Annotated in this window: 25 protein-coding genes; 7 read left to right on the top strand and 18 right to left on the bottom strand. The window is 40.4% G+C overall.

All coding sequences use genetic code 11. The annotated features are described in order from the left end of the window. Positions 1 to 4 precede the first annotated feature (4 nt). Positions 5 to 550 carry a hypothetical protein gene (locus WAA86_RS00335; RefSeq protein ID WP_337298975.1) on the top strand — a complete coding sequence of 182 codons (546 nt, stop codon included), beginning with the start codon at positions 5 to 7 and terminating at the stop codon, positions 548 to 550. Positions 551 to 784: 234 nt separating this feature from the next. Here WAA86_RS00335 and aat read toward each other — a convergent pair whose 3' ends face one another. The 3 genes from aat to WAA86_RS00350 all read right to left on the bottom strand — a co-directional run bounded on the left by aat (position 785) and on the right by WAA86_RS00350 (position 2,813). Then, positions 785 to 1,453, bottom strand: coding sequence for a leucyl/phenylalanyl-tRNA--protein transferase (gene aat / locus WAA86_RS00340; RefSeq protein ID WP_337298976.1), 669 nt, complete (start codon positions 1,451 to 1,453; stop codon positions 785 to 787). Positions 1,454 to 1,556: 103 nt separating this feature from the next. Continuing rightward, entirely contained in the window at positions 1,557 to 1,934 is a 378-nt protein-coding gene (locus WAA86_RS00345; protein ID WP_337298977.1) for a DUF3127 domain-containing protein, read from the bottom strand. Positions 1,935 to 1,937: 3 nt separating this feature from the next. Then, positions 1,938 to 2,813, bottom strand: a complete 876-nt coding sequence (locus tag WAA86_RS00350) for a flavin reductase family protein (RefSeq protein WP_337299483.1) — start codon at positions 2,811 to 2,813, stop codon at positions 1,938 to 1,940. Positions 2,814 to 2,932: 119 nt separating this feature from the next. Between WAA86_RS00350 and WAA86_RS00355 the strand changes: the two genes are divergently transcribed. Together WAA86_RS00355 and WAA86_RS00360 are read left to right on the top strand one after the other, a co-directional pair. Beyond that, a complete protein-coding gene (locus tag WAA86_RS00355) occupies positions 2,933 to 4,078 on the top strand; it encodes a sensor histidine kinase (protein WP_337298978.1) in 1,146 nt (381 codons plus the stop codon). 2 nt (positions 4,079 to 4,080) lie between these two features. Beyond that, positions 4,081 to 4,431, top strand: coding sequence for a hypothetical protein (locus WAA86_RS00360; protein WP_337298979.1), 351 nt, complete (start codon positions 4,081 to 4,083; stop codon positions 4,429 to 4,431). Here WAA86_RS00360 and WAA86_RS00365 read toward each other — a convergent pair. Together WAA86_RS00365 and greA are read right to left on the bottom strand one after the other, a co-directional pair. Then, positions 4,424 to 4,816: an HIT family protein gene (locus tag WAA86_RS00365; protein WP_337298980.1), complete on the bottom strand. Its 393-nt coding sequence runs from the start codon at positions 4,814 to 4,816 to the stop codon at positions 4,424 to 4,426. The genes WAA86_RS00360 and WAA86_RS00365 overlap by 8 nt on opposite strands. A 73-nt stretch (positions 4,817 to 4,889) precedes the next feature. Next, positions 4,890 to 5,366, bottom strand: coding sequence for a transcription elongation factor GreA (greA, locus tag WAA86_RS00370; protein WP_337298981.1), 477 nt, complete (start codon positions 5,364 to 5,366; stop codon positions 4,890 to 4,892). A gap of 200 nt (positions 5,367 to 5,566) precedes the next feature. Between greA and WAA86_RS00375 the strand changes: the two genes are divergently transcribed. After that, positions 5,567 to 6,004: a Rieske (2Fe-2S) protein gene (locus WAA86_RS00375; RefSeq protein WP_337298982.1), complete on the top strand. Its 438-nt coding sequence runs from the start codon at positions 5,567 to 5,569 to the stop codon at positions 6,002 to 6,004. A gap of 129 nt (positions 6,005 to 6,133) precedes the next feature. Here WAA86_RS00375 and WAA86_RS00380 read toward each other — a convergent pair whose 3' ends face one another. Further along, complete coding sequence (locus tag WAA86_RS00380) at positions 6,134 to 7,009, bottom strand: DUF2167 domain-containing protein (protein ID WP_337298983.1); 876 nt, start codon at positions 7,007 to 7,009, stop codon at positions 6,134 to 6,136. A gap of 225 nt (positions 7,010 to 7,234) precedes the next feature. Further along, entirely contained in the window at positions 7,235 to 9,403 is a 2,169-nt protein-coding gene (locus WAA86_RS00385) for a TonB-dependent receptor (RefSeq protein ID WP_337298984.1), read from the bottom strand. 321 nt (positions 9,404 to 9,724) lie between these two features. Here WAA86_RS00385 and WAA86_RS00390 point away from each other — a divergent pair, with 321 nt between their 5' ends. Then, entirely contained in the window at positions 9,725 to 12,196 is a 2,472-nt protein-coding gene (locus tag WAA86_RS00390; protein WP_337298985.1) for an ATP-binding protein, read from the top strand. On the opposite strand, the gene WAA86_RS00395 is transcribed toward WAA86_RS00390, so the two are convergent. The 11 genes from WAA86_RS00395 to WAA86_RS00445 all read right to left on the bottom strand — a co-directional run bounded on the left by WAA86_RS00395 (position 12,171) and on the right by WAA86_RS00445 (position 20,227). Continuing rightward, a complete protein-coding gene (locus WAA86_RS00395) occupies positions 12,171 to 13,532 on the bottom strand; it encodes a sigma-54-dependent transcriptional regulator (protein ID WP_337298986.1) in 1,362 nt (453 codons plus the stop codon). The two genes, WAA86_RS00390 and WAA86_RS00395, sit on opposite strands and share 26 nt — an antisense overlap. Before the next feature lie 216 nt (positions 13,533 to 13,748). After that, complete coding sequence (locus tag WAA86_RS00400) at positions 13,749 to 14,051, bottom strand: hypothetical protein (protein ID WP_337298987.1); 303 nt, start codon at positions 14,049 to 14,051, stop codon at positions 13,749 to 13,751. Between the two features lie 275 nt (positions 14,052 to 14,326). Then, positions 14,327 to 14,629 (bottom strand): hypothetical protein, encoded by a 303-nt coding sequence (locus tag WAA86_RS00405; RefSeq protein WP_337298988.1) that lies wholly within the window; start codon positions 14,627 to 14,629, stop codon positions 14,327 to 14,329. Positions 14,630 to 14,898: 269 nt separating this feature from the next. Further along, positions 14,899 to 15,201: a hypothetical protein gene (locus WAA86_RS00410; protein WP_337298989.1), complete on the bottom strand. Its 303-nt coding sequence runs from the start codon at positions 15,199 to 15,201 to the stop codon at positions 14,899 to 14,901. A 265-nt stretch (positions 15,202 to 15,466) separates the two neighbouring features. Continuing rightward, the gene (locus WAA86_RS00415; RefSeq protein ID WP_337298990.1) at positions 15,467 to 15,769 is read right to left on the bottom strand and encodes a hypothetical protein; all 303 of its coding nucleotides are present in this window, start codon (positions 15,767 to 15,769) and stop codon (positions 15,467 to 15,469) included. A 293-nt stretch (positions 15,770 to 16,062) separates the two neighbouring features. Next, a complete protein-coding gene (locus tag WAA86_RS00420; RefSeq protein WP_337298991.1) occupies positions 16,063 to 16,362 on the bottom strand; it encodes a hypothetical protein in 300 nt (99 codons plus the stop codon). 227 nt (positions 16,363 to 16,589) lie between these two features. After that, positions 16,590 to 18,137, bottom strand: a complete 1,548-nt coding sequence (locus tag WAA86_RS00425; protein ID WP_337298992.1) for a DUF4301 family protein — start codon at positions 18,135 to 18,137, stop codon at positions 16,590 to 16,592. Then, positions 18,134 to 18,697: an ATP-binding protein gene (locus WAA86_RS00430; RefSeq protein ID WP_337298993.1), complete on the bottom strand. Its 564-nt coding sequence runs from the start codon at positions 18,695 to 18,697 to the stop codon at positions 18,134 to 18,136. The genes WAA86_RS00425 and WAA86_RS00430 overlap by 4 nt, the downstream gene beginning before the upstream one ends. Further along, positions 18,652 to 19,290, bottom strand: coding sequence for a nicotinamide riboside transporter PnuC (pnuC, locus tag WAA86_RS00435; protein ID WP_337298994.1), 639 nt, complete (start codon positions 19,288 to 19,290; stop codon positions 18,652 to 18,654). Before pnuC ends, WAA86_RS00430 begins: the two co-directional genes overlap by 46 nt. Further along, positions 19,274 to 19,534 (bottom strand): thiamine-binding protein, encoded by a 261-nt coding sequence (locus WAA86_RS00440; protein WP_337298995.1) that lies wholly within the window; start codon positions 19,532 to 19,534, stop codon positions 19,274 to 19,276. Before WAA86_RS00440 ends, pnuC begins: the two co-directional genes overlap by 17 nt. Positions 19,535 to 19,591: 57 nt before the next feature. After that, positions 19,592 to 20,227 (bottom strand): 4'-phosphopantetheinyl transferase family protein, encoded by a 636-nt coding sequence (locus tag WAA86_RS00445; RefSeq protein ID WP_337298996.1) that lies wholly within the window; start codon positions 20,225 to 20,227, stop codon positions 19,592 to 19,594. A gap of 170 nt (positions 20,228 to 20,397) precedes the next feature. On the opposite strand from WAA86_RS00445, the gene ahcY reads away from it, so the two are divergent. Beyond that, positions 20,398 to 21,714, top strand: a complete 1,317-nt coding sequence (ahcY, locus tag WAA86_RS00450) for an adenosylhomocysteinase (RefSeq protein ID WP_337298997.1) — start codon at positions 20,398 to 20,400, stop codon at positions 21,712 to 21,714. Positions 21,715 to 21,831: 117 nt separating this feature from the next. Continuing rightward, positions 21,832 to 22,935: an SDR family oxidoreductase gene (locus tag WAA86_RS00455; protein ID WP_337298998.1), complete on the top strand. Its 1,104-nt coding sequence runs from the start codon at positions 21,832 to 21,834 to the stop codon at positions 22,933 to 22,935. The last annotated feature ends 30 nt before the right edge of the window (positions 22,936 to 22,965 follow it).

Raw genomic sequence — 22,965 nt, forward strand, 5'->3', positions numbered from 1 at the left:
AATTATGAGCAGCATGGCAATGGCCCAAGACAAATTGGAACGTGAGCACCGAATAAAAAAATCACAAGTTCCTGCAAGTGCAATCCATTTTATGGAATCCAAAATAGCCCCAGTCAAGAAAATCCGTTATTATCGGGAGATCGATACCAGTACCGTTCATTATATTTCCAAGTTTAAAAAAGATCGGTTGCATTACGGCATACAGTTTTCAGAAGATGGAAAATTTCAACATGTGGCCATCACCGTAAAGGCAATAGATATTCCCAAAGATTCATGGGATAACATTATGCAGTTTATGAACGGGTATTTTTCAAAACATAAAATAAAAAAAGTATACCAGCAATATAAGGCAACCAAGGAGCAGTCCGAGAAGGTTACCTTGAAAAATGCATTCCAGAATCTTATTCTACCAGATTTGACCTATAGGGTATTGGCCAAAGGTAGCATTGAAGGCAAGTGTCAGGCTTATGAGATACTTGTGGACGCGGAGGGTAATTTGATCTCTTTAAAAAAGTCCCTGCCGCCTAATTATGACCATATCCTTTATTAAAAATGGTTTATTCAACTACCTGATTCTTTTATAAGTCAAATGACACGTCCTAGGTGAAATCATTTCAAATTGGATCGCCTGGCACCGCCTATACTAAAAGAAATCAATCCGTATTCACAAAATCCCACCTTGTTGGAATGTGAAATTGCCTACACTTTCAAAATTCAAGATGGATGGGAGGATAGGAACAGGGATTAAGCCCCTATGAAAGAAAACCTATTTCTTAGGCCGACTTTAATTTTTCTCATTTAAAATTTTTATAAAGTTTTCCCTCGGCATTTCTTCTGCCCCGAGACTTTCCAAGTGGGGTGTATACACCTGGCAATCTATTAATTTGTAATTCTTCTTCTCCAGGTCCTGGGCCAATTTTATAAACGCAAATTTAGAAGCGTTACTTACCTTACTGAACATGCTTTCCCCGCAAAAAACATGACCGAGATCTATTCCATAAAGTCCGCCAACCAGTTCGCTTCCCTCCCAAACTTCATAGGACTTGGCCATTCCTATTTCATGTAGTCGCTTGTAGGCTTTTTTCATGGATTGGGTAATCCATGTCCCGTGCTGATCTTTTCTCGGGCTTTGGGCACATAGATCGATCACGTCATCGAACCGGGTATTTTTGGTAAGCCTAAATTGACCACTGTCCAGGACTTTCCGCATGCTTTTTGAAATCTTAATTTTGTTCGGGAAAAGGACCATTCTAGGATCAGGGCTCCACCAAAGGATCAACGAATCCTCATTGAACCAAGGAAATATACCGCTCTGATAGGCCAATAGGAGTCGTTCTGGCGACAGGTCTCCCCCCACAGCCAACAAACCTTCCTCATTGGTATATTCCACGGGAGGAAACTCCAATCTCTCCGTTACAAAGAACAATGGGTGTTTACCGCTATCCTTTTCCACGATCCTATCTTTTGTTTAAAACTAATGAAAATAGAACGACCTACCCAATTTTACAAAAGGACAGGTCGCAACTCTTAATGCCTGTTCAAACAGGGTATAATTTTTAGAAAGGCAGATCGTCGTGATCTTCTTCATTTAGATTGTCAGCTGGTTCAAAGGCATCCATTGGGGGAACAGGAGGCATTCCGGCACCACCTTGTTCTGATTGCAAGGCTTCTATTCTCCATCCTTGGATAGAGTTAAAATATTTGGTTTCACCCTGTGGATTGACCCACTCACGACCCCTTAGGTTAATACTTACCTTTACGTCTTGCCCAGCACTGTAATTGTTCAGAAGATCGCACTTATCCTGTACAAATTCAACCATGATATGTTGTGGATATTGTTCCTCAGTGGTTATTACCATTTCTCTTTTTCTGAAACCGTTGTTTCCAAAAGTTTTGGTCTCGTCGACCATTTTGATTTTTCCTTGTATTTCCATTGTCTATTTATTTGCTAACAATACTTTCCATGCGGAATGCACGTCGTTATTATGTAAAAATTCCTGTGCTTTTTTATGTAATTTTTCTTGGTTGTCACCACTCAATATGGACCTGATCGCTACGTTGGCCGCTACAAACTCCTTTACCTCTTCCGGACTTGGCACGTGCTCCACATTGCCCAACATTCCCAGATCATTTCCTGTCAATATTGTGCTGTGCCTTATTTCCTCTGGAATATTATCTATTCCCATGCCCAAGGTAGATAAGGGTTTAGGCACTTCAAACATACCGGCATTGGCCCTGGAATACCAATTGCCGCCCATACGCGCCACTTGGTCAATTTTATGTTGATCTATGGCACCAGAGCTATCCAAGATGGACTCATCCACATGGATCTTGACCACCTCTGAAAAAATAAGGTTCCCTGCTCCCCCTTCTTTCCCCAAAGCCTCTACTTTTACAACCTTGCATTCAAATTGCACTGGAGATTCTGCCACCCTAAAAGGCTTTACCTTATCGGAAGGCAACATGGTCAGACCAGCCTTGATGAACTCGTTCTCCCCCTCACTATATTCCGTACTGGAAAGGGACATTTGTTGCACCATGTCGTAGTTGACAATATTGATTACGACCTCCTTGGTCTTGAGAACGTTTTCCAAGGTATGCTTGGTAGTATTGTCCCTAACCCTCCTAGCTGGTGAAAAAATCATAATGGGAGGATTGGCACTAAAGACATTGAAAAAACTGAAAGGTGATAGGTTGGGCCTTCCATTTTCGTCCATAGTACTTGCAAATGCTATAGGTCTGGGACCAACGGCACCCAATAGATAGCCGTGCAATTTGGCCGTAGGTATCTCTGATGGATTAATGGAAAGCAATTTTTTCATAGTGTGGCAAAGGTAAGTAAATTGTGTGCACAAATGAAACAATCATCCCCTTAGGAAATAGAATAACTTTTCCCAAATTGCGTTATCTTTAAAACTAATTTATCATTTGGATGACCCTGAATCCCAAAAAAACGTCTAATATTTTGTTGCTGATAGCTTCCTTTGTTATCGTAAGCTTAATTCTCTGGAACACCAACAGTTTTTTTAAGAAGTTCAAGGAAGAGGAGCGATTAAAAATGGAGATCTGGGCCACTGCCCAATCAGAGCTCCTGCAATCTTCCGAGGATCGGGATTTGGGAAACCTGCATGTTAAAATATTCCAGAACAATACTTCATCTCCCATGATCCTGGTAAACAAGGACCACTCGATCAAAGTGAACAACATGGGACAAGATGAGGCCAGGGACACCTCCTATCTCACTAAAAAAATTGTCCAGTTCCAAGCAGAGAACACCCCTATTTCCATAGACTACAAGGGGGAGCATTTGGCTACCTTGTACTACGGAAATTCGGAGGTACTGAACCGTTTGAAATATTACCCCATTGCCCTGTTGCTCATCATTTTTCTGTTTGGGGCCGTCATTTTCTTTTTCTTTAAAACCAACAAAGCCTCCGAGCAGAACAAGCTATGGGCAGGCATGGCGAAGGAGACCGCTCACCAAATAGGAACGCCATTGACCTCCCTCCTTGGGTGGAACGAGCTTTTGAAAGCTGAGAACATCAGCACCTCCATCACGGATGAAATTGAAAAAGATATCAATAGGCTACAAACGATCACGGAACGATTTTCTAAAATTGGCTCCTTGCCCAAACTAAAGGAATACGATATTGTACAGGAAACAAAGGATGCCTTTGATTACCTAAAATTGCGCAGTTCCAAACTGATACAGTTTTCCTTTGACAGTAAGATAGCATCCTTGCCGGTACTTTTGAACCGGGAGCTTTATCACTGGACCATTGAAAATCTTGTTAAAAACGGCATTGATGCGATGAGGGGGAAGGGCAGTATTTCGATCGAAATTATCCCCAATGGAAATTTCGTGACAATTTTGGTGTCCGATTCCGGTCAGGGAATCCCCAAGAGCAATTTCAACAATATCTTTAATCCAGGGGTGACCTCAAAAAAACGAGGATGGGGATTAGGCCTGTCCTTGGTGAAAAGAATTGTGGAAGAATACCATCAAGGAAAAATTAAAGTGTTGTCCTCTAGCAAAGAGGGAACCATTATGAAAATTTCCCTAAAAGTAAACGCATAACTATGGCAAAAGAAGAATTGAAGATCATTAAGAAAGCTGAACTGACTAACAATTGCCCGGAATGCTTCAACCAAGAGTTACAGCTCACCTTTTACCAAAAACACAAGTACCATAGCCTATACCACCAAACTTCCGGTGAGGTAACCCATGAAATCAAATGCAAAACTTGCCATTCTGTTATCTATCCCGTCAGCTGGACACAGGACATAGAACGCGTATTTGATTTTTACAGAAAAATGGTGACCCCAGACAGGGCGACCATTAAGTTCACCATGCTATTTTATATCCTGATCTTGATTTTGATAGTTCTCGTTGCCGGTAGCTTTTATCTCTATCTACAAAAGCTTATTTGATTTTGCTGCTTATTTTTGCCGCAATGTCCTCAAATTCCTCCTTGGACAAAGTCACCTTGTGTTGAAAGGTAGCATCTTTCATGTCATTTAAGGGGATCAGGTGCACATGAACATGGGGCACCTCGAGCCCAATTACGGTCATGCCCACCCGCTTACAGTCCATGGACGCCTCAATAGCCTTTCCCACTTTTCTGGCAAAGCCCATTAGACCCATATAGGTTGTCTCATCGAGCTCCATGATTTTGTTGACTTCCTTTTTGGGCACACAAAGGGTATGTCCTTTTGCGTTCGGATTTACATCGAGAAAAGCTATAAAATAATCGTCTTCCGCTATTTTGTAGCACGGTATTTCTCCTTGAATGATTTTTGTGAAGATACTTGCCATTGTCTCAATCGGTATTTAAAAAAAAGTCCCATCAAATATTTGACAGGACTAAATATAACTATTAATTTTTTTCTTACGATCTCGTAATTTCCATTATTTCAAACTTGATGGTTCCATTGGGAATGGTTATTTCCGCAACATCGCCCACCTTTTTTCCCAAAAGTCCCTTTCCAATAGGGGAGCTGACAGATATTTTTCCTGCCTTTAGGTTCGCCTCACTTTCAGCCACTAAGGTATATTTCATTTCCATGCCATTGGCCTGGTTCTTTAATTTTACCGTAGAGAGCACAAGCACCTTGGAGGTGTCCAATTGCGATTCATCAATAAGGCGCGCATTGGCAACAATTTCTTCCAGTTTGGCAATTTTCAGCTCCAACAAACCTTGCGCTTCCTTGGCCGCATCATATTCGGCATTTTCAGAAAGATCTCCCTTATCCCTGGCCTCAGCAATAGCCTGGGACGACTTAGGACGTTCCACATCCTTAAGTTGGTTTAATTCGTCTTTGAGTTTCTTTAAGCCTTCTGCGGTATAATAAGATATGTTACCCATAAATTCTTTCCTTTAAAATTCTAAACAATTTCAATGTTTCTTCCGCATCAATTCCTACATCCAGAAAACATCAAATTGCTATTTCAATTAATTTCAGCATTTTATAAATAGGAAAATCCTCTTTTTTATAGAGGATTTTAGACAAATATACATAAATTTTGTTCAATTTTGCGGTTGTTATTGGAAATACATAGCGTGGTATGAAACGTATTTTTTGCTTGGTTTTTATTGGTTTATTTCTCTCTTGCAGTTCCGATAGGGCCAGCAGCAACCCCTTTTTACAGGATATTGGTTTTAGGTTTGAACTGGACTTAAATCTTCCGCTGTACAGTCCTTTGACAAACACGGGCAGTGCCGTATACGTAGAGAATAAAACCGCAGGACTAAGAGGCGTTTTTGTGATCAATACGGGGTTCGATCAATTTATGGCCTGGGAAGCGAGTTGTCCCAACCATGTGCCGAATGAATGCTCTACAATGACCCTAAGAGGCCAGCTCGTAACCTGTTCCTGTGAAGGATATGAATATAATTTATATACAGGCCAATTGATGAACAGGCCTGAGGATGGCAACAGGTATTACGATCTACTCTTTTATAGAACCTCGTTCAACGGAAACATAGTCACCGTGTTCAATTAGAGTAACATCACCCAGCTTCCAAGAACTCTAGCCTCTTTATTTGGGCTGGATCTATGAACCTTTCACTATTTTGAATCATGGATGAAACAAACATGGGCCATGATGCTTTATGCCGCAAAAACGGTCCCATTAATTTTGGCCCCTCTTGTCACCAAATAGCTTCTTCCTAAAGACACTGAACAATCCAACGGCCCCAAGAGCCAGAAATTTCCAAAATTTTAAGAGTAAGGCAAAAAAACCAACTTTTGCAAGAACTTTTCCAGCGATAAGGCCTCCAAGACCATAGGCCGCAACATCATCGTAATCCGCATCAAAATCTTGGTATCTATTTCCATCATTAAAGTCTACACTTGCCAGAATTTGTTCACGATCCCTATTGAATAGCGGTAAAACCTCAATATGCCCTATGGCATTCAAGGTTAAATATCCCCTTCTCCCCAATATTCTGATATTATAGTTCAATGTATTCACCATTTCACCTTCAAATTTTAGCTCTTTGGCCCAGTGCAATTTTTTGTTCATGGTATCGTAAAATGGTGGAGAGGCCCATCCGATAAGCTCTACTGATCCGTATCCAAGTTTCTTGCGTTCCTTATTGGATTGCTTGGCGTCATTTTGCATTTCTTCCAATAAATCATCATAATCTAAATCATCTGCGTCCCCGTCCTCTATATAACCATCTTCTGAATATGTGATTTCAACGGCATAAGTGAAATTATCACTTATGGGACTTATTTCCTCTGGAAACAATAGTCCTATGACCTCACTGGGAGGATTCCCCCATAATTCGGTAAGTACGTAGCTACTTTCTTCCGGTCCCAAGTATTTATATCCCTTGGGCACTTGTAAGGTGGCAAGCCCATCCTTCAGATTCACCATTCCATATTCATAATGAAAGGTACTTTCCAAACTATCCACTGCAGCCTGATAAACTTCTTCTTCAGTTTGGGACTGTACTATTTGAAAAACAAATAGACATGTGATCATTAGAGCGAATGTTTTCATTTTATAGGTCAATTAAAAAATTAAAGGTTTGATTGGTATTTAATGAATGATCAAATTAATCATTTTTTAGAAAATATTCGCTTTAAATTATCTTTTTGTGAGTTTAATCGACAACATGACCGCTACAGACCTCAGAAAACACGGATCAAACCAATAAGGCCACTATGTACAATGACAAAGTGGCCCCTAACTGTTAAATGTATTTGATGCTTTACGGAATACTGGCTAAAAATTTACGGTTGCGCCCACCAAAAAGTTTATTCCTGCCTGTGGATAGTAACCAGCCCCTTCGTAAGTAATAATGTTATTTGGATCAGAGTCATCATCATATGTATAGAAATAACCGTTGGACACATACAACCTATCAAATACATTGTTTACCAATCCGGACAACACAATACTTTTTACAAAGGAATTTGTCGGTATTTCATATTGCACGTTAAGATCGGTCTGTGAATATGCACTTAATAAAGAATTTTCAGAATCAATATTACCCATGTATTGTTTGCCCACATATTTGGTTAGAATACTAAACTGCAGATTTTCTTTTGGCAAATAGCTTATTGCATTTCCAACAATTACGTTGGGCGAAAACGCAATATTGGTATCTCCCAATTCCCGTGAGACCCCATTTTTTTCAAACACAAAATCCTTGTTTCTATTGGAACTCAGGGCCACATTGGGTCTAATCCTGAATTGGTCCCCAAGGGATATTGTGGCATCTATCTCCAAGCCCATTCTATAGCTGTAATCAACATTGGCACGCAAGGGGGCACCAACATCATTCAATGCTCCTGTCAACACCAATTGATCCTTATAATGCATATAATAAACATTGGTATTCCACTGTACTGCTGGAGAAACATAGCGCCATCCCAGCTCAAAATCATTGAGCTTTTCCGGTCTGGGGTTGATATTCTCATAATCATTCCTGTTGGGCTCCCTGTTGGCCCTAGCATAGGATAGGTAAAAATTATTGTTGGGATCCAGATCAAAAGTAACGCCTGCTTTAGGGTTGAAAAAATTGAAGGTATCGTCTACCAAGCCAGTATCATCCCCATTTGCCGTATAGGCAACCCTTCTATATTGCAGGTCCCCATAGAGACTCCATTGGTCGTCCAAACTAAAATTGACTTTACTGAAGAAGTTAAAATCGGATTTCGTGGAAGTATCATCGTAATAGCGGTCCCTATAATCACTATCACCTGTGAAACGGGCCCAAATAATTTCCCCAAAATGATCGCCTTCATAGTTGTTCCAACCTCCACCAAGAATCAAGTCGATCTTCTCATTGTTGTAGTTTGCCGAAAAAGTGGTTCCGTAAAAATCATTGTCAAGCCATCTTCTTCGTATGAGATCCGTGGTATCCACCAACTCCCCGTTTACTGTTATCGGCTCAAAACCATAGTCGGCAAAATCCTCATCCTCTTTGAATTGTTCAAAATATCCTCTACCCTTGGTGTAGTGAACTGCCAAGTTGGTGCTCCATCTTTGGGACAACTGTTCGTTCCATAGCAATTGAAAATGATCCTGCTTGTAGTTATCCACCTCGTTGTCATAGAATTGGGTATTGCCATTTTCATCAGTATAGATCCCAGCAAAATTGAAGGTCCTGTCCATTTCCAAGGTACCCTTATCTATCCCGTACCAAGATTGGTAGGTAATCTCATGACCCCCGAACAATAGGCCCTTTACCAAAGTATTGTCATCTTTATAGGCACCCTGTAAAAAGTACGATTCCAATTCAGAGGAAGCCCTATCTATATAGCCATCGGAATTAATCCTGGACAAGCGTCCCGAGACCTCCACATGATCGTTCATAAGACCTGTACTGAATTTCAGGTTGTTGCGCAAGGTTCCAAAACTACCTATGGAAGAAGAAATTTGTGCATAAGCGTCTTCGGATACAGCATCGGTCAACAGGTTTATACTGGCACCAAATGCTCCCGCCCCGTTGGTAGAGGTACCTACCCCACGTTGCAACTGCAAACTTTCTGTTGAAGAGGCAAAATCAGGCATATTCACCCAAAAAGTACCATGGGATTCCGAGTCGTTATAAGGAATTCCATTGATGGTCACATTCACCCTGGTGGCGTCACTCCCACGCACTCGAATACCCGTATACCCTACGCCGGCACCAGCATCGGTTGTGGTCACCACAGAAGGTAAAAAATTCATTAGGATGGGTATGTCCTGTCCCAAATTTCTAGGTTTGATCTGTTCCTTGGACAAATTGGAAAAGGTAACTGGTGATTCTTTGGTCACCCTAACGGCCGATACAAAGACCTCGTCCAAAGTGATTTTTTTACCCTCCAAAGAATCGATGGGTTGTTCTTGGCCGAAGCCCGCTAATGCGGCACCGCATACAGCAACTGTTGTGAATAAAGTTTTCATTCGTAAAATTAGTTACGAATAAAAGGGGCTGTTATTCTTGTTAAAAAATGATTTTTTGCTTTTTCCGACCACATATTTGAGTCGAAAATAAACGTTGGAAATTCCAAATCGCGATTTTCGCATCCCTTGGCGGCATTACCCGCCCAGGTTCCTTGGGTATAATCTCAGCCTGCCGAAACAAGCACCCCTTTGAGACGGTGCAAATTTACATCCAGACATTAAGATTTCATAATAAAAAACCATATTTTAATGATTTGTTTCAAAATCCTGCCATAGGGCCGCATACGTATGTATCAATAACAAGTATGGAGAATATCGCTCATGAATAAATCCAAAAATAAGTTTAGGCTCAAAATAATATTCAGCTACCTGTTTCTAGGCATTCTGGCACTGGTCTCTGCCTTTTTTATATTCTCAGAAATCAGAACCTTTGTTTCTTATCGGACCTCCAATGACAACGAAGACAAATTGGTGAAGACCGGTTCCTTGTTGACCGAATTATACGAAGCCGAAAGCCTTTCAAAAATAGCGTTACAAAAAAAAACACAGGGGTCCTTTTCTGCCTACACCCAAAAGATTGATTCCATTTACAGCGCCATTGATTCCATCAAAGGATTGACCAAAAGTGAACACCAAAAAGGGATGTTGGACAGTGTGCAGTACCTCCTTCAAAAAAAAGTGGGCAACAGTAAGGCATTGCTCAAACTAAAAATTAAAAATGAAGCCAATAGCACTATCGATAATGCCCTTAAGGAATTTAATAAAATTGAGGAATCCATGGGGAGAATTACCCCAGAGAGCCTAAACCCAAATTATGCCGACCTGCCCGAAAATGCCAAGATCGCTCTAAAAAAATGGGCGGACTACCTGAGCGAAAATGTCCCCAAAGATTCTACAAATATTCCCGACGGCAAAAGAGTGGATTCCCTTCTGACAGCTTCCAGAACCCTACTGGATGAGGCCAAACAGAACAATACCAATAACCTGAGAACGGTTGCGCAAAAAGAACAGGAACTCAATAGGAACGATCTGGAAATCTCACAGCAATTACGAGGTATCATTGCCGCATTTGAGGAAGAGATCTTGACCAAGTCCTATAATGAGAACCTCATAAAACAGGCAGCCCTCACCAAAAGTATACGGCTGGCAGGTTTTGCAACCTTATTGGGTTTTGCCATTGTTGGACTCTTTACCTTTTTAATTACCAAAGATTATTGGAGGGTACAATTGTTCAGGCAAAAATTGGAAAAAGAAAAGAAATACTCGGAATCGCTCTTAAAAAGCCGGGAACAGCTTATTTCAACGGTAAGCCATGATTTAAGGACACCACTGAACACCATTACCGGATATTCGGAATTAATGGAAAATGAGGGGCTGACTAGGCAGCAGGTCTCCTATCTTAAAAATATAAGATCCGCTTCTTCCTATGTGGATAGCCTAGTCAATGACCTTTTGGATTTCTCCAAGTTGGAAGCCGGGAAAATACTGGTACAAAACAAAGCCTTTATACTCTCCGAACTGATAAAAGAAACGGCAGAGAACCTAAAGGAACTCAACTCCCATAAGCCCATTGAACTTTTATTGAGTATTGATTCCCGATTGGAAAAACCCATAATGAGCGACCCTTTCCGGATACGTCAAATTCTGACCAACCTCATCAGTAATGCCTTTAAGTTCACGGATCAGGGTTTTGTAAAAATTGAAGCTTCTGTGGTAACGGAGGCCAATGGCTTTTTTTATACGAATATCAAGATTATTGATTCTGGCATTGGTGTAAAAAAAGATAAGCAAGAGCACATTTTCAATGAATTTACCCAGGCCGAGGTACATACCGATAAAAAATACGGCGGGTATGGATTGGGATTGACCATTACCAAAAAGTTGACGGAATTGCTCCATGGAAAAATCAGTATAAAGAGTGATGGTATAAAGGGGAGCGAATTTATTATTGAACTTCCGTTGCAAATTTCCAATGCCCCCTTAAAGGAGTCTGCCATCACAACACTGAAGCCACAGGAAGGATTGCGCATTTTGATCATCGATGATGATCCCGCCATGTTAAAATTACTTTCCGAAGTCTGTCGAAATCTACAGATCTCTACCCGTACTTTTTCTGACTTCAAGGCTATTGGAAAGCATTCTTCCCTTCATTATGATCTGGTGTTGACAGACATACAAATGCCAAATATAACAGGCTTTGAAGTGTTGAAAAAATTAAGGGAAGGTAACTATGACCACTATCGGCAACAACCGATAATTGCTATGACAGGCAGGAAAGATTTGGAGGAAAATGACTATTTGGAGGCCGGATTTTCTGCTGTCCTTTTGAAGCCCTTTGCGAAAGACTCCTTCCTGAAAGTGCTAGCCCAATTATTTCCCAAAAAAGTTGAGGAACAAAAGAAAGAAAGCCGGTCGAAATCAATCCAACCGTCCTCAACAATTTTTAGTTTGGAGGTCATAAACTCATTTTTGGGGGACAATAAGACGGCCCTCCATGAGGTATTGAACACGTTCATCGCGGATGTCAATTTAAATTTGCAAGAGCTTAAAGGTGCTGTAGATAGTAGCGACCAAAAGGGGATCAATGCCACTTCCCACAGAATGTTACCTATGTTCCGACAATTAAAGGCCAACGATGTTGTCCCAATATTGGAACGCCTGGAAGTACTCAAACAAGACGAAATGGATCCACAGGAACTAAAAAAATCCTACCGAGACCTCAAAAACAAAACTACCGTACTGCTCCTTGCCATTACGGCCTATATGGCTAAAGATCCAATTTATAATGACTGATCTTGTTGTAAAGTGTCTTTCTGGTAACCTGTAGTAATTTAGCCGCCTTGGACTTATTAAAATTGGTTTGTTTAAGCGCTTTTAATATTTGTTCCTTCTCATAGTTTTCTTTTGAGAAATTCTCTATTTCCTCGGGCTTCTCCTTGGGCTGTACTATTTCCTTTGGCAAAGCACTGATCTCAACATAGTTGCCCACAGTGAGCAACACCGACCGTTTGATAACATTCTGAAGTTCCCTTAAGTTTCCTGGCCAATGGTACGCCTGAAATGCCGTTTTTACCTCTTGGGAAAATCCTTGGACATCTTTGCCCAGAGCTATATTCGCTTTCTTTAAAAAGAAATCTGTGAACAGGAACAAATCTTCTATTCTATCCTCCAAAGAAGGAATTTCTATGGTAAACTCATTTAATCTGTGATAGAGGTCCTCCCTAAAATTTCCCTTTTCTACAGCTTCCAATAAATCCTCATTGGTTGCCGAAAGAATCCGTACATCAATCTTGATTTCCTTGGTGCTTCCTACGCGCTTGATCTTCCGCTCTTGAAGGGCCCTCAATAACTGGATCTGATTTCCATAGGACAGGTTGCCTATTTCGTCCAAGAATAAGGTTCCTCCATTTGCCGCTTCAAAATGCCCCACCTTGTCTTCCACGGCTCCTGTAAAACTTCCTTTAACGTGCCCAAAGAACTCGCTTGTAGCCAGTTCCTTGGGAATGGCACCACAGTCTACCGCCGCAAAATTATAATCCTTTCTTTTACTCTGGTCATGTATGGCCTTGGCCGTAACTTCCTTCCCAGTGCCACTTTCACCGGTAATTAGAATGGACATATCCGTGGGAGCAACCAGCTGAATGTATTCCTCCAACTTGCGTGAAGCTTCACTCATGCCACGGATCACCCCATCCGTCGCCATAGGTGCTGTATGGGATGGTACAATTTCCTTTTCTTTTTTGGTGGGGGTATCGGTTGGAGTGTTACTTTTCGCATTTAGTGAATTAGCAATGACCATCACAATTTCCTCCGGAGTGAAAGGCTTGGAAATATAATCAAAAGCACCTTTTTTCATGGCATCTACTGCTGTACCCACCTCAGCATAACCGGTCATAACAATCACAGGAATAGTGGCGTGCTTCTCCTTAATGTCTGCCAATAAATTAATTCCATCATAGTCCGGCAACCTCAAATCCGTAAGGACCAGATCAAAGGACGACATCCCAATTTTTACCTTTGCATCCGCAGCGGAAAAACTGGTATCCACATTATAGCCCTTCTTGGTCAGAAACTTTTGCAACATCTGACAAAAGGCAGCGTCATCTTCGATGATCAATATTTTGGACATATGGCTTTAACTCAAATTATTATTCCCGTAAAATTAAGATTTGCAAACCACTTCGATTTTAATTATTTCATAAAATACTAACCCAATCGAAAATAGCTCATCAAAGAAATGGGTAATAATTTTTGCTTTAAGACCCTTGAATTATTATCAAAAAGAAAGGGAGCCGTACTTATACAGCTCCCTTTTCAACCAAACTAAAAACTATTTAACCTTTTACTACAACTCCAACCATTTACCGTTCTCATCGGCATACAAGGTACCTTCCGTACCATCCTGCAATGTTACTTCCAATTTATACTGCTTGTCCTTGTTTACATAGGCCTTACTGATGGTCGCCGTAGGATAATTTGTTGAAAGTGCCGTAGCTACCGCTTCTGGCAATGCGCTGCTTTCAATTTCCGTGTAGCCATCCTGTATAGATACTTCTGAAGTTACGCCAACGTTTGCCGTTGTCGAATTTTGTGCGAATGCAGATAAACTTCCTATGGTCAATGCTGTTACTAAAAATAACTTTCTCATCTTATTTATATTTTAATGGTTAAACTCATTATATCCATTGAAAAAATGATACCGAACTATACAATTGCGAATCAATACATTGCAATTGCTTGATTATCAATATTATATATTTTTTGAACACCCTGGAACTCCAATTCAATTTGTGTAATGGTGTGTAATTCTGTGCACCTATGTGTAACGAAACAATTCCTGAGCTCATGGAATCAAATAAAAAAAGAGGCTGCATTGCTGCAACCTCCTTTAAACCAAACTAAAAAAAACCAACTCAATATTTTCTACATCTCCAACCAATTCCCATTTTCATCGGCATAAATGGTCGCTACTGCACCATCTTTCAACATCACTTCCAATTTATACTGCTTGTCCTTGTTTACATAGGCCTTACTGATAGTGGCCGTGGGATAATCTGTTGTAAGTGCCGTAGCTACCGCTTCTGGCAATGCGCTGCTTTCAATTTCCGTATACCCATCTTGGATGGATACATCCGCTGTTACACCAACGTTGGCCGTGGTTGAATTTTGTGCGAATGCGGATAAACTTCCTATGGTCAATGCTGTTACCAAAAATAACTTTCTCATCTTATTTATATTTTAAAGGTTAAACTTATTATATCTATTGAAAAAATGATACCGGTCTTTACCATCACCAAACATTTCGCTGCAAATTACTGATCTTCAACCTATTAAATTTTATAGGTTCAATCTGATAAAATTCTAGGTGTATAATAATGCGTAATTCTGCCCAACAAAGTGTATCCTTTATACAGCTCCTTATTTTAAAATAACCTAAAAAAAGAGGCCGCATTGCTGCAGCCTCCCTAAAACCAAACTAAAAACCAATTCCAATGCTACATTTTCAACCATTTAACATCATCATCGGCATACAATGTATCCAAGACACCATCCTTCAATATCACTTCCAATTTATACTGCCTGTCCTTGTTCATATAGACCTTACTGATGACTGCCTTGGGATAATCTGTTGAAAGAGCCATTGCTACGGTTTCTGGCAATGCACTGTTTTCTATTTCTGTATACCCATCTTGCATGCATACTTCTGATGCTGCGTCTGTATTTGCCGTTTCCTTATTGGGTTCAAAAGCTGAAAAAATAACTATTGTCAATGCTGATAATAAATATAGCTTTCTCATTATTTACTTATTTTTTATTAATCATCTTAGATCCATTGTAAAAATGATGCCGAACTTCAAAAGCCAACAGCATCTCAATTCAATGTCTTCATTATGAGAGTCTTATGTTTTGTTGCGATAATTTGATAAAATTCAAGATGTATAATAGTGCGTAATTCTGCTCAATTTAGGGCATCGTCATTACAGCTTATCCTAATCCCGCAAAAGAGGCTGCATTGCTGCAGCCTCCTTCAAACCAAACTAAAAAAAACCAACTCAAGATTTTCTACATTTCCAGCCAATTTCCGTTCTCATCGGCATACAAAGTATCCGAGGTTCCATCACTCAATGCAACTTCCAATTTATACTGCTTATCCTTGTTCACAAAAGCCTTACTTACGGTTGCCGTTGGATAGTCTGTTGCAATTGCCGTGGCTACCGCCTCTGGCAATGCGCTGCTTTCAATTTCCGTATACCCATCTTGGATGGATATTTCAGCTGTTACACCGGCGTTGGCCGTGGTTGAATTCTGTGCGAATGCGGATAAACTTCCTATAGTCAATGCTGTTACCAAAAATAACTTTCTCATCTTATGTATATTTTAAAGGTTAAACTTATTATAGCTATTGAAAGAATGATACCGAACTTTACAATTCAACAGCATTTGAATGCAATTCCTTCATAATGAGTATCTTAAATATATTTTCTTATATATGGACCGAATTCCACATGTATACTATTGGGTAATTCTGTCCGCCAATGTGTATAAATTACACAGTTCTAGTTTTTGTGTTGATCCAAAAAAAAGGAGGCTACATTGCTGCAGCCTCCTTTAAACCTAAACTAACCAAAAACTAACTAACTAACTAACTCCTATTTTTCTCATAGGTCTATCCAATTCCCGTTTTCATCATAATAAAGAATTGTCTTAGAACCATTTTCCAAGGTTACCTCCAACTTGTATTGCAATTCATCATTGAGATATGCTTTTTTAATTACAGCACCCTGATATTCCTTTTCCAACGCACCCTTTACTTTCGTGGGTACATCTTTTACGCTTATTTCTGTAAACTCCTGTGCAAAGACCACGTCCATAATTCCATCATGGAAGATCGGAGGGTGGGCAGATATGGTTGACAAACTACCTAGTGCTATTGCTGTGGCAAAAACTATATTTTTCATATTTCTTATTTTAACGTGAATACTAATTTTCAATATTACTTAAGGGTAAAGGAAAAATAGTGCCAAAATAAAAAGGTCATTAAAAACACCTGTATATTGTTCTATTTCAGTGATTTATACGACGTCGACTTCGATAAGGCGTGTGTGTAAAAGTGTATATAAAACTAAAAAAGTGTGTACTATTTACACACTTTTTTATTCCAATACGTCTATAGGAGATATGTAATCTAATTTTCTTTCACTTGATGTGTGGTCTTCAAAAGATCGTTGACCGTTTTTACGGGATTAAAAGTGACCAAGGGCACCTCAACAAAAATGGTATTCCAAAAAGACATGGCTCCGTTCCATAAACCGGGAAGCTCCAAAGCCTTTAGATCCTTACCATCTTTCGTCTTTTCCGTGATAAAGCCTTGCTTATGGTCCACAAAATTAAGTAGATTGAATTTTTCTCCTTTATAGTTCTTCACCCCGCATACCAAATCCACTGGGTTAAAGTGTGTGGAATTTTTAAAAATATCGACCTGTTGCTCGTTGGACATGTCTACTTGGGCGCTTTCAATGATCTGCAGGGAAATATGACCGGTTTTATCCTTTACCCAAAATGGTCCCCCACCAGGTTCTCCTTCATTTTTTACCATTCCACAAATGCGGATGGGCCTATTGATCTTGTCCTTTAAAATTTCCAATTGCTGTGCAATGGTAAAGCTGTCAAAGTTCGAAACAAACCGCACATTTAAATGATCTTCTACAAAGGATTTTATCTCCATGACCTCCTCACTGGTCTCCTCATCCTTTTCCAACATAGCGGCATAGGCAAAAGTCTTTTCCTGTAATTTCAAAAGCAGCCCTGCCAACACCTTTTTGCTTGTTGCAACCTGGTCCACGACCCCATCTACAACAACGTTATCTATGTTTTTGATAAAAATAATATCGGCGTCCTGCTCATTTAGATTTTCAATCAATGCCCCATGTCCTCCTGGACGGAAGAGCAGAGAACCATCGGGATTCCGGAAAAGCTCATTATCCATGGTTACCGCAATGGTGTCCGTAGCGGGCTTTTGGTAGGAGTAACTCACATGGAAATCTGTAGCTGTAGCCTTGGAAACCCTATCGTTTATCCCTTTAAATTCTTCTCTGAACATAGTATCGTGCTGTTCTGAGATGGTAAAGTGCAATTTTGCGGCGCCATCGACCTTGGCATAAAGGGAACCCTCCTTGAGATGCTCTTCAAAAGGTGTGGCCCCATGTTGCCCGTATTTATGGAAAGGCAAAAGACCTTTGGGATAAAAACCGTAGTTCAATTTATCTTCGCCCAACATTTCCTGGACAAAAAGGAAAACTTCCTCATCTTTGGAGGTGGCATTGTCCCCTATCCTATTTTTTATTTTATCATAAAAAGGAAAATTTTCCATGCCTTCAACAAGCGCTTTGATATCCTTATCATTTGTTCTATCCATATAAGCGTTCAAAGTTTCCTTTGAGGGATCATAGGATTCCAAAAAGTTAAACAGAGCCTTGAACATTCTAGAGGCGGCCCCCGATGCGGGAACAAATTTCAAAAGTGACTTTTTGGCCTTCAGTTTTTCAAAAATCGCAACCAACTCCTTTTCCTCGGTAGGGTTGAATTTTAAAATTCCGTCAGAAATAATAGCTGCCTTTTCCAAATGGACAAAAGGAATACCCTCCTTAAAGGTCTCAATTTGCTCCAATACTTTCCCTTCCTTGATTCCCTTTTCTACTAGCTGCTGCTGATCCTTTACTGAAAATGCTGTCATTTTTTTAATAATTTATCAATATGTTCTACGGCCTTTGATAAGCGGGTTTTTTTATCCCCCTTTAAAATAACGAAATTTCGACCATATTCTTCCAATGTATCCTTGAAATATAAAAACATTCGTTCCCTTTCATCGGGCTTGTCCCTTAGGTCGTCTTTTTCCCATGGTGTATCAATATAGGTCAATAGATAAAGGTCATAAGTGTTTTCCAAAGCGTACTTCTCCAATGTAGGGTCACAATATCCTAAATAATACGCCTCAGAATATACCTTGGTCTCGAGAAGATCGGTATCACAGATCAATATATCGTTTGCCTTTTTCGCCAACGCATTCTCCAAGCGCATTTGCCCTTCAGCAATGGGCAGTAAATCTTTTGGCTCACAGGTCTTTCGCTCATTGTTCCATTTATCCTGTAGATATTCCCTGGCATACTCGGGAACCCAAACGGAATTATAGTGTCTTGCCAACTGCTCCGAAAGGGTTGTTTTCCCTGTAGATTCCGGGCCGAACAATACTATTTTAACAACGTCTGAGGGCTCTTGTTTAAACTTTTCTTCCATGCGAGATACCCAAAAATGGCTATAATGGTGAATAAAAAATACTGAAAAGAGGTAAAGATAAGTCCTTTATATAGATATAAAGGGACTGAAATGAGATCACCAATAACCCAATAAATCCAGTTTTCAAGTTTTTTTCTGGCCATGAGCCACATACCGACAAAAAAAATGGCCGTAGTAAAAGAATCTACATAAGCGGTCCAATGGTCTATCTTGTCAAACAACACATAAACGGCAAGCACAAATAACACAGTCGCCCCAAATAAAAGTGCGGACCATTTATGTTCCAGGGCAGAAGCCTTGGTTATTGGAATATAATGTGTGGCATCTACCTTTCTGGTCCAAACATACCAACCGTAAATACTCATGGCAAAGTAATAGGCATTGATGAGCATATCGCCCAATAGTCCAAATACCAATAATATATATACGAATATCCCTGTGCTGATGATGCCTGTAGGGAATACCAAAATGTTCTCCCGCATAGAATACCAAACACTGAGAAAGCCAAAGAATACCCCGACCATCTCCAAAATGATCAAATGGGTAGCGGTTCCTTCATATTGGGCAAAAATCCACTCAAAAATGGGGCTCATATTCGCTTCTGTCCGATTTCACAATTTTCATGTACAACAAACCCTTGTCCATCAATTCGAAGGCTTCTTTGATCTCTACCTGCAATACCTGCATCACTTGGTCGTAGTCCCCGTACACCTGGGTACTTAAAGGGTTCTCCAAAATAGTAAGGCCCGATGCCCTTAATTTTTTGATAAAATTGATGATAATCCCCTCATAGGTATCCTGTAGTGGTGAAAGGGTAAGCTCAACGGAAATGTTCATAAATGGTAAATGGTTTTATATGAAATTGTAGTAATGCTATGGTTTACTTCGGGGTCATTAGACCTGTTTTACAGCATAAACGCAGGTATAATCCTCAAATTCCAGAAAGTTTATATCGTAGAAGGACTGATCCCCATGGTAAAGTATTTCTGCCGTTGTTTTGGAATCCGAAAAAGAAAAGTCCTTGACGTCCACATGATGCAAAAAGCTAAGCCCGTGCTGGGCATAAATTTTATAGAGAGATTCTTTTGCTCCCCATACGATGGTGAGCTTACGTATAACAGCATCCGTATTGGCCAAGGTGCGGTATTCTTCCAAAGGGGTAAATTTGTTCGCGATCCGTAAAATCTTATCTCGCTGCATTTCAATATCTATACCCACCTCATCAAAATCACCTACAATAATACCGGTGAATTCGTGGGAATGGGTAATGGAAATATGCCTGCCATCCTTCAAATGCGGTTTTCCAGCTTCGTCGTAATAAAGATCATGGTCTGTATATCCTACAACGGCCAACAAGTGGCGTATGCTCAAAAACCCCCTCCTGTGAAGCTCAGATTTCATACCGTTCAGCCTGTTCTGGCAATGTGGGGTCAGGACTATATCCCTGGAAAGCTCTTCCTCTGTCTCTTCTATTTTCCAGATGTGGACCACAACACCAGGCCTTACTGTTATAGTTTTGTAAATAGCCATTGGTTTATTTAAGTAATTAGTACCTTTGCACTCAGAATATAGCGCTAAAAAACGCTATATAACGAAAGTAAAAATAAAATGATAAAGATTGGAGCAGATGGGGCATTAATTGACCATCCAACCTCTTAACATCCTTGTTTTATAAAAGTATAACAAAAAAAAGAAATCGCATGAGTACCAAGACCGTTCCTTATGTACCTAATAAGGTAAAAGATATGTCCCTAGCTGATTGGGGAAGGAAAGAAATTTTATTGGCAGAAGCAGAAATGCCAGGGCTTATGGCCTTAAGGGAGGAATACAAGGACGAACAACCACTAAAGGGCGCCCGTATTGCAGGATGTTTGCATATGACCATCCAAACGGCAGTCCTTATTGAAACGCTGGTTGCCCTAGGTGCTGAAGTGACCTGGAGCTCATGTAACATCTTTTCCACACAAGATCAGGCTGCAGCCGCAATTGCTGCTGCGGGAATTCCTGTTTATGCTTGGAAAGGAATGAACGAGGAGGAGTTTGATTGGTGTATTGAGCAGACCTTGTTCTTCGGTGAAGACCGCAAGCCCTTGAACATGATTTTGGACGATGGAGGTGACCTTACCAATATGGTGCTTGACAGATATCCTGAATTGGCAGCCGGAATCAACGGACTTTCTGAGGAGACCACCACTGGAGTACATCGACTTTACGAAAGGGTGAAAAACGGAACCTTGCCCATGCCTGCGATCAATGTAAACGACTCCGTTACCAAGTCGAAATTTGACAACAAATACGGATGTAGGGAGAGTGCCGTAGATGCCATTAGAAGGGCCACGGACACCATGTTGGCCGGGAAAAGAGTAGTAGTAGCAGGTTATGGTGATGTAGGTAAGGGAACAGCAGCTTCTTTTAAGGGTGCTGGCTCTATCGTTACGGTTACCGAAATTGATCCTATCTGCGCCCTACAAGCTGCTATGGACGGATTTGAAGTCAAGAAAATGGAAACCGTAGTTGGGAATGCGGATATCGTGATCACAACCACCGGAAATAAGGATATCATCCAATCACAGCATTTCAAGGCTATGAAGGATAAGGTCATCGTTTGTAACATTGGCCATTTTGACAACGAAATCGATATGGCGTGGTTGAACAAAAATTACGGTTACACCAAAGACCAGATCAAACCTCAGGTAGACAAGTATACCATTGACGGAAAAGATATCATTCTTTTGGCGGAAGGACGCTTGGTAAATCTTGGATGTGCCACTGGCCATCCCAGCTTTGTGATGAGTAATTCTTTCACAAACCAAACCTTGGCCCAAATTGAGCTTTGGAAACACAAGGATAAATATGAAAACGACGTCTATATGCTTCCTAAGCATTTGGATGAAAAAGTTGCCAAATTGCACTTGGCACGCCTAGGTGCCGAATTGGAAACCCTTCGTCCAGATCAAGCAAAATATATCGGTGTTACCGTTGAGGGACCTTTTAAGCCGGAATATTACAGGTACTAATCCCTACAAGAAAAAGGACCATTATTACCATAAGGACTCGGAACCCTTATCTTACATATATTTAAGATAAGGGTTCTATTTTTGGAGCAGCTAACCAAATTAAACAACCGTGTATTCATGAATATTATTTTAACTGGAGCCACCGGAACATTAGGTTCGAAGATTCTTTTCTCCCTCTTCGAACAAAAATTCCCAAGCATAGAAAAGGTTTTTTTACCCATTCGAAGTAAAAATTCAATCACTCCAGAGGAGCGCATCCTTAAAATGCTACGTAGTGAATATGCGCCCAACTTCATCAAAAGCAACCTTCAGCAGATTATTGATAAGATCCAGGTAATCGATGCAACCCTCCTATTGAACCCAAAGTCTTTTTTAGGAGATGTGAAGATCAATTTTTTTATCCATTCTGCAGGGTTTGTGAATCTATCGACAGATATCGAGGCCAAGGAGGACATATTCAAGGAGAATTTTGAATTCACCAAGGATATTTTCAAAGCCTATTCGGCCTATATAAAAAAGTTCATCTATATCAGTACCGCCTTTGCTGCAGGGGATATCGGTGGTTTCCTGGACAACGATTACTCCACCAAGGACAAGGGGAAGTACCGCAACCATTACGAGGCATCCAAGCATGCTTCGGAAAAATATCTACTACAGGCGGGCAAAGCGCAGAACATTCCAATACAAATCCTAAGGCCCAGCGTTTTGGGGGGCAACATCAAGGACCAGCCCCACTTTTTTATATCGAAGTACATGGTCTTTTATCTTTTTGCCAAATTTTTCCACAATAGCAATTCGGGCGACCTTATACGTATTTCCACCACTGAAACAGCCGGACTTAATATTATTCCAACAGATTATGCCGCAAAGGTTATTGTCAAGGCCATGGATAGAGAGATAAAGCAATTGAATATCGTCCATTCCAAGGAAACAAACCTAATGGCCGGGATGTCCAAAATTTTTGATGTTGTAGGTTTTGATAATTTTAGTTTCACCAACGAAAAAATCAATGCCATGACGGGTTTTAAATCGGATTTGGAGAAGTTCTATTATGAGACCATCGGGATTCACCTGAATCCCTATCTCACCTCCAAACCCAATCAATGGGACACGTCCCTGCTGGAAAGCATAATGCCCATCCCTTCCTATGATTTGGAGGAATACCTGATCCAAACGGTTTCCTTTGCCAAATCCAAAAAATTCAGAAGCCAACAGTGGTAGCAGAACAAAAAAAAGCCCTTGGTTCATCAA

Source organism: Sediminicola sp. 1XM1-17 (assembly GCF_037203765.1).
Lineage (GTDB): Bacteria > Bacteroidota > Bacteroidia > Flavobacteriales > Flavobacteriaceae > Sediminicola.

What these genes read in the sequence shown, in the direction of transcription:
- ahcY (WP_337298997.1), top strand. Translation starts at nt 20,398, where the DNA reads ATGAGTACCAAGACCGTTCCTTATGTACCTAATAAGGTAAAAGATATG.
- WAA86_RS00375 (WP_337298982.1), top strand. Translation starts at nt 5,567, where the DNA reads ATGAAACGTATTTTTTGCTTGGTTTTTATTGGTTTATTTCTCTCTTGC.
- WAA86_RS00355 (WP_337298978.1), top strand. Translation starts at nt 2,933, where the DNA reads ATGACCCTGAATCCCAAAAAAACGTCTAATATTTTGTTGCTGATAGCT.
- WAA86_RS00420 (WP_337298991.1), bottom strand. Translation starts at nt 16,362, where the DNA reads ATGAAAAATATAGTTTTTGCCACAGCAATAGCACTAGGTAGTTTGTCA.
- WAA86_RS00360 (WP_337298979.1), top strand. Translation starts at nt 4,081, where the DNA reads ATGGCAAAAGAAGAATTGAAGATCATTAAGAAAGCTGAACTGACTAAC.
- WAA86_RS00425 (WP_337298992.1), bottom strand. Translation starts at nt 18,137, where the DNA reads ATGACAGCATTTTCAGTAAAGGATCAGCAGCAGCTAGTAGAAAAGGGA.
- WAA86_RS00405 (WP_337298988.1), bottom strand. Translation starts at nt 14,629, where the DNA reads ATGAGAAAGTTATTTTTGGTAACAGCATTGACCATAGGAAGTTTATCC.
- WAA86_RS00335 (WP_337298975.1), top strand. Translation starts at nt 5, where the DNA reads ATGAGCAGCATGGCAATGGCCCAAGACAAATTGGAACGTGAGCACCGA.
- WAA86_RS00455 (WP_337298998.1), top strand. Translation starts at nt 21,832, where the DNA reads ATGAATATTATTTTAACTGGAGCCACCGGAACATTAGGTTCGAAGATT.
- WAA86_RS00440 (WP_337298995.1), bottom strand. Translation starts at nt 19,534, where the DNA reads ATGAACATTTCCGTTGAGCTTACCCTTTCACCACTACAGGATACCTAT.
- WAA86_RS00410 (WP_337298989.1), bottom strand. Translation starts at nt 15,201, where the DNA reads ATGAGAAAGCTATATTTATTATCAGCATTGACAATAGTTATTTTTTCA.
- greA (WP_337298981.1), bottom strand. Translation starts at nt 5,366, where the DNA reads ATGGGTAACATATCTTATTATACCGCAGAAGGCTTAAAGAAACTCAAA.
- WAA86_RS00365 (WP_337298980.1), bottom strand. Translation starts at nt 4,816, where the DNA reads ATGGCAAGTATCTTCACAAAAATCATTCAAGGAGAAATACCGTGCTAC.
- WAA86_RS00380 (WP_337298983.1), bottom strand. Translation starts at nt 7,009, where the DNA reads ATGAAAACATTCGCTCTAATGATCACATGTCTATTTGTTTTTCAAATA.
- WAA86_RS00430 (WP_337298993.1), bottom strand. Translation starts at nt 18,697, where the DNA reads ATGGAAGAAAAGTTTAAACAAGAGCCCTCAGACGTTGTTAAAATAGTA.
- WAA86_RS00445 (WP_337298996.1), bottom strand. Translation starts at nt 20,227, where the DNA reads ATGGCTATTTACAAAACTATAACAGTAAGGCCTGGTGTTGTGGTCCAC.
- WAA86_RS00345 (WP_337298977.1), bottom strand. Translation starts at nt 1,934, where the DNA reads ATGGAAATACAAGGAAAAATCAAAATGGTCGACGAGACCAAAACTTTT.
- pnuC (WP_337298994.1), bottom strand. Translation starts at nt 19,290, where the DNA reads ATGAGCCCCATTTTTGAGTGGATTTTTGCCCAATATGAAGGAACCGCT.
- WAA86_RS00400 (WP_337298987.1), bottom strand. Translation starts at nt 14,051, where the DNA reads ATGAGAAAGTTATTTTTAGTAACAGCATTGACCATAGGAAGTTTATCT.
- WAA86_RS00415 (WP_337298990.1), bottom strand. Translation starts at nt 15,769, where the DNA reads ATGAGAAAGTTATTTTTGGTAACAGCATTGACTATAGGAAGTTTATCC.
- WAA86_RS00390 (WP_337298985.1), top strand. Translation starts at nt 9,725, where the DNA reads ATGAATAAATCCAAAAATAAGTTTAGGCTCAAAATAATATTCAGCTAC.
- WAA86_RS00395 (WP_337298986.1), bottom strand. Translation starts at nt 13,532, where the DNA reads ATGTCCAAAATATTGATCATCGAAGATGACGCTGCCTTTTGTCAGATG.
- WAA86_RS00385 (WP_337298984.1), bottom strand. Translation starts at nt 9,403, where the DNA reads ATGAAAACTTTATTCACAACAGTTGCTGTATGCGGTGCCGCATTAGCG.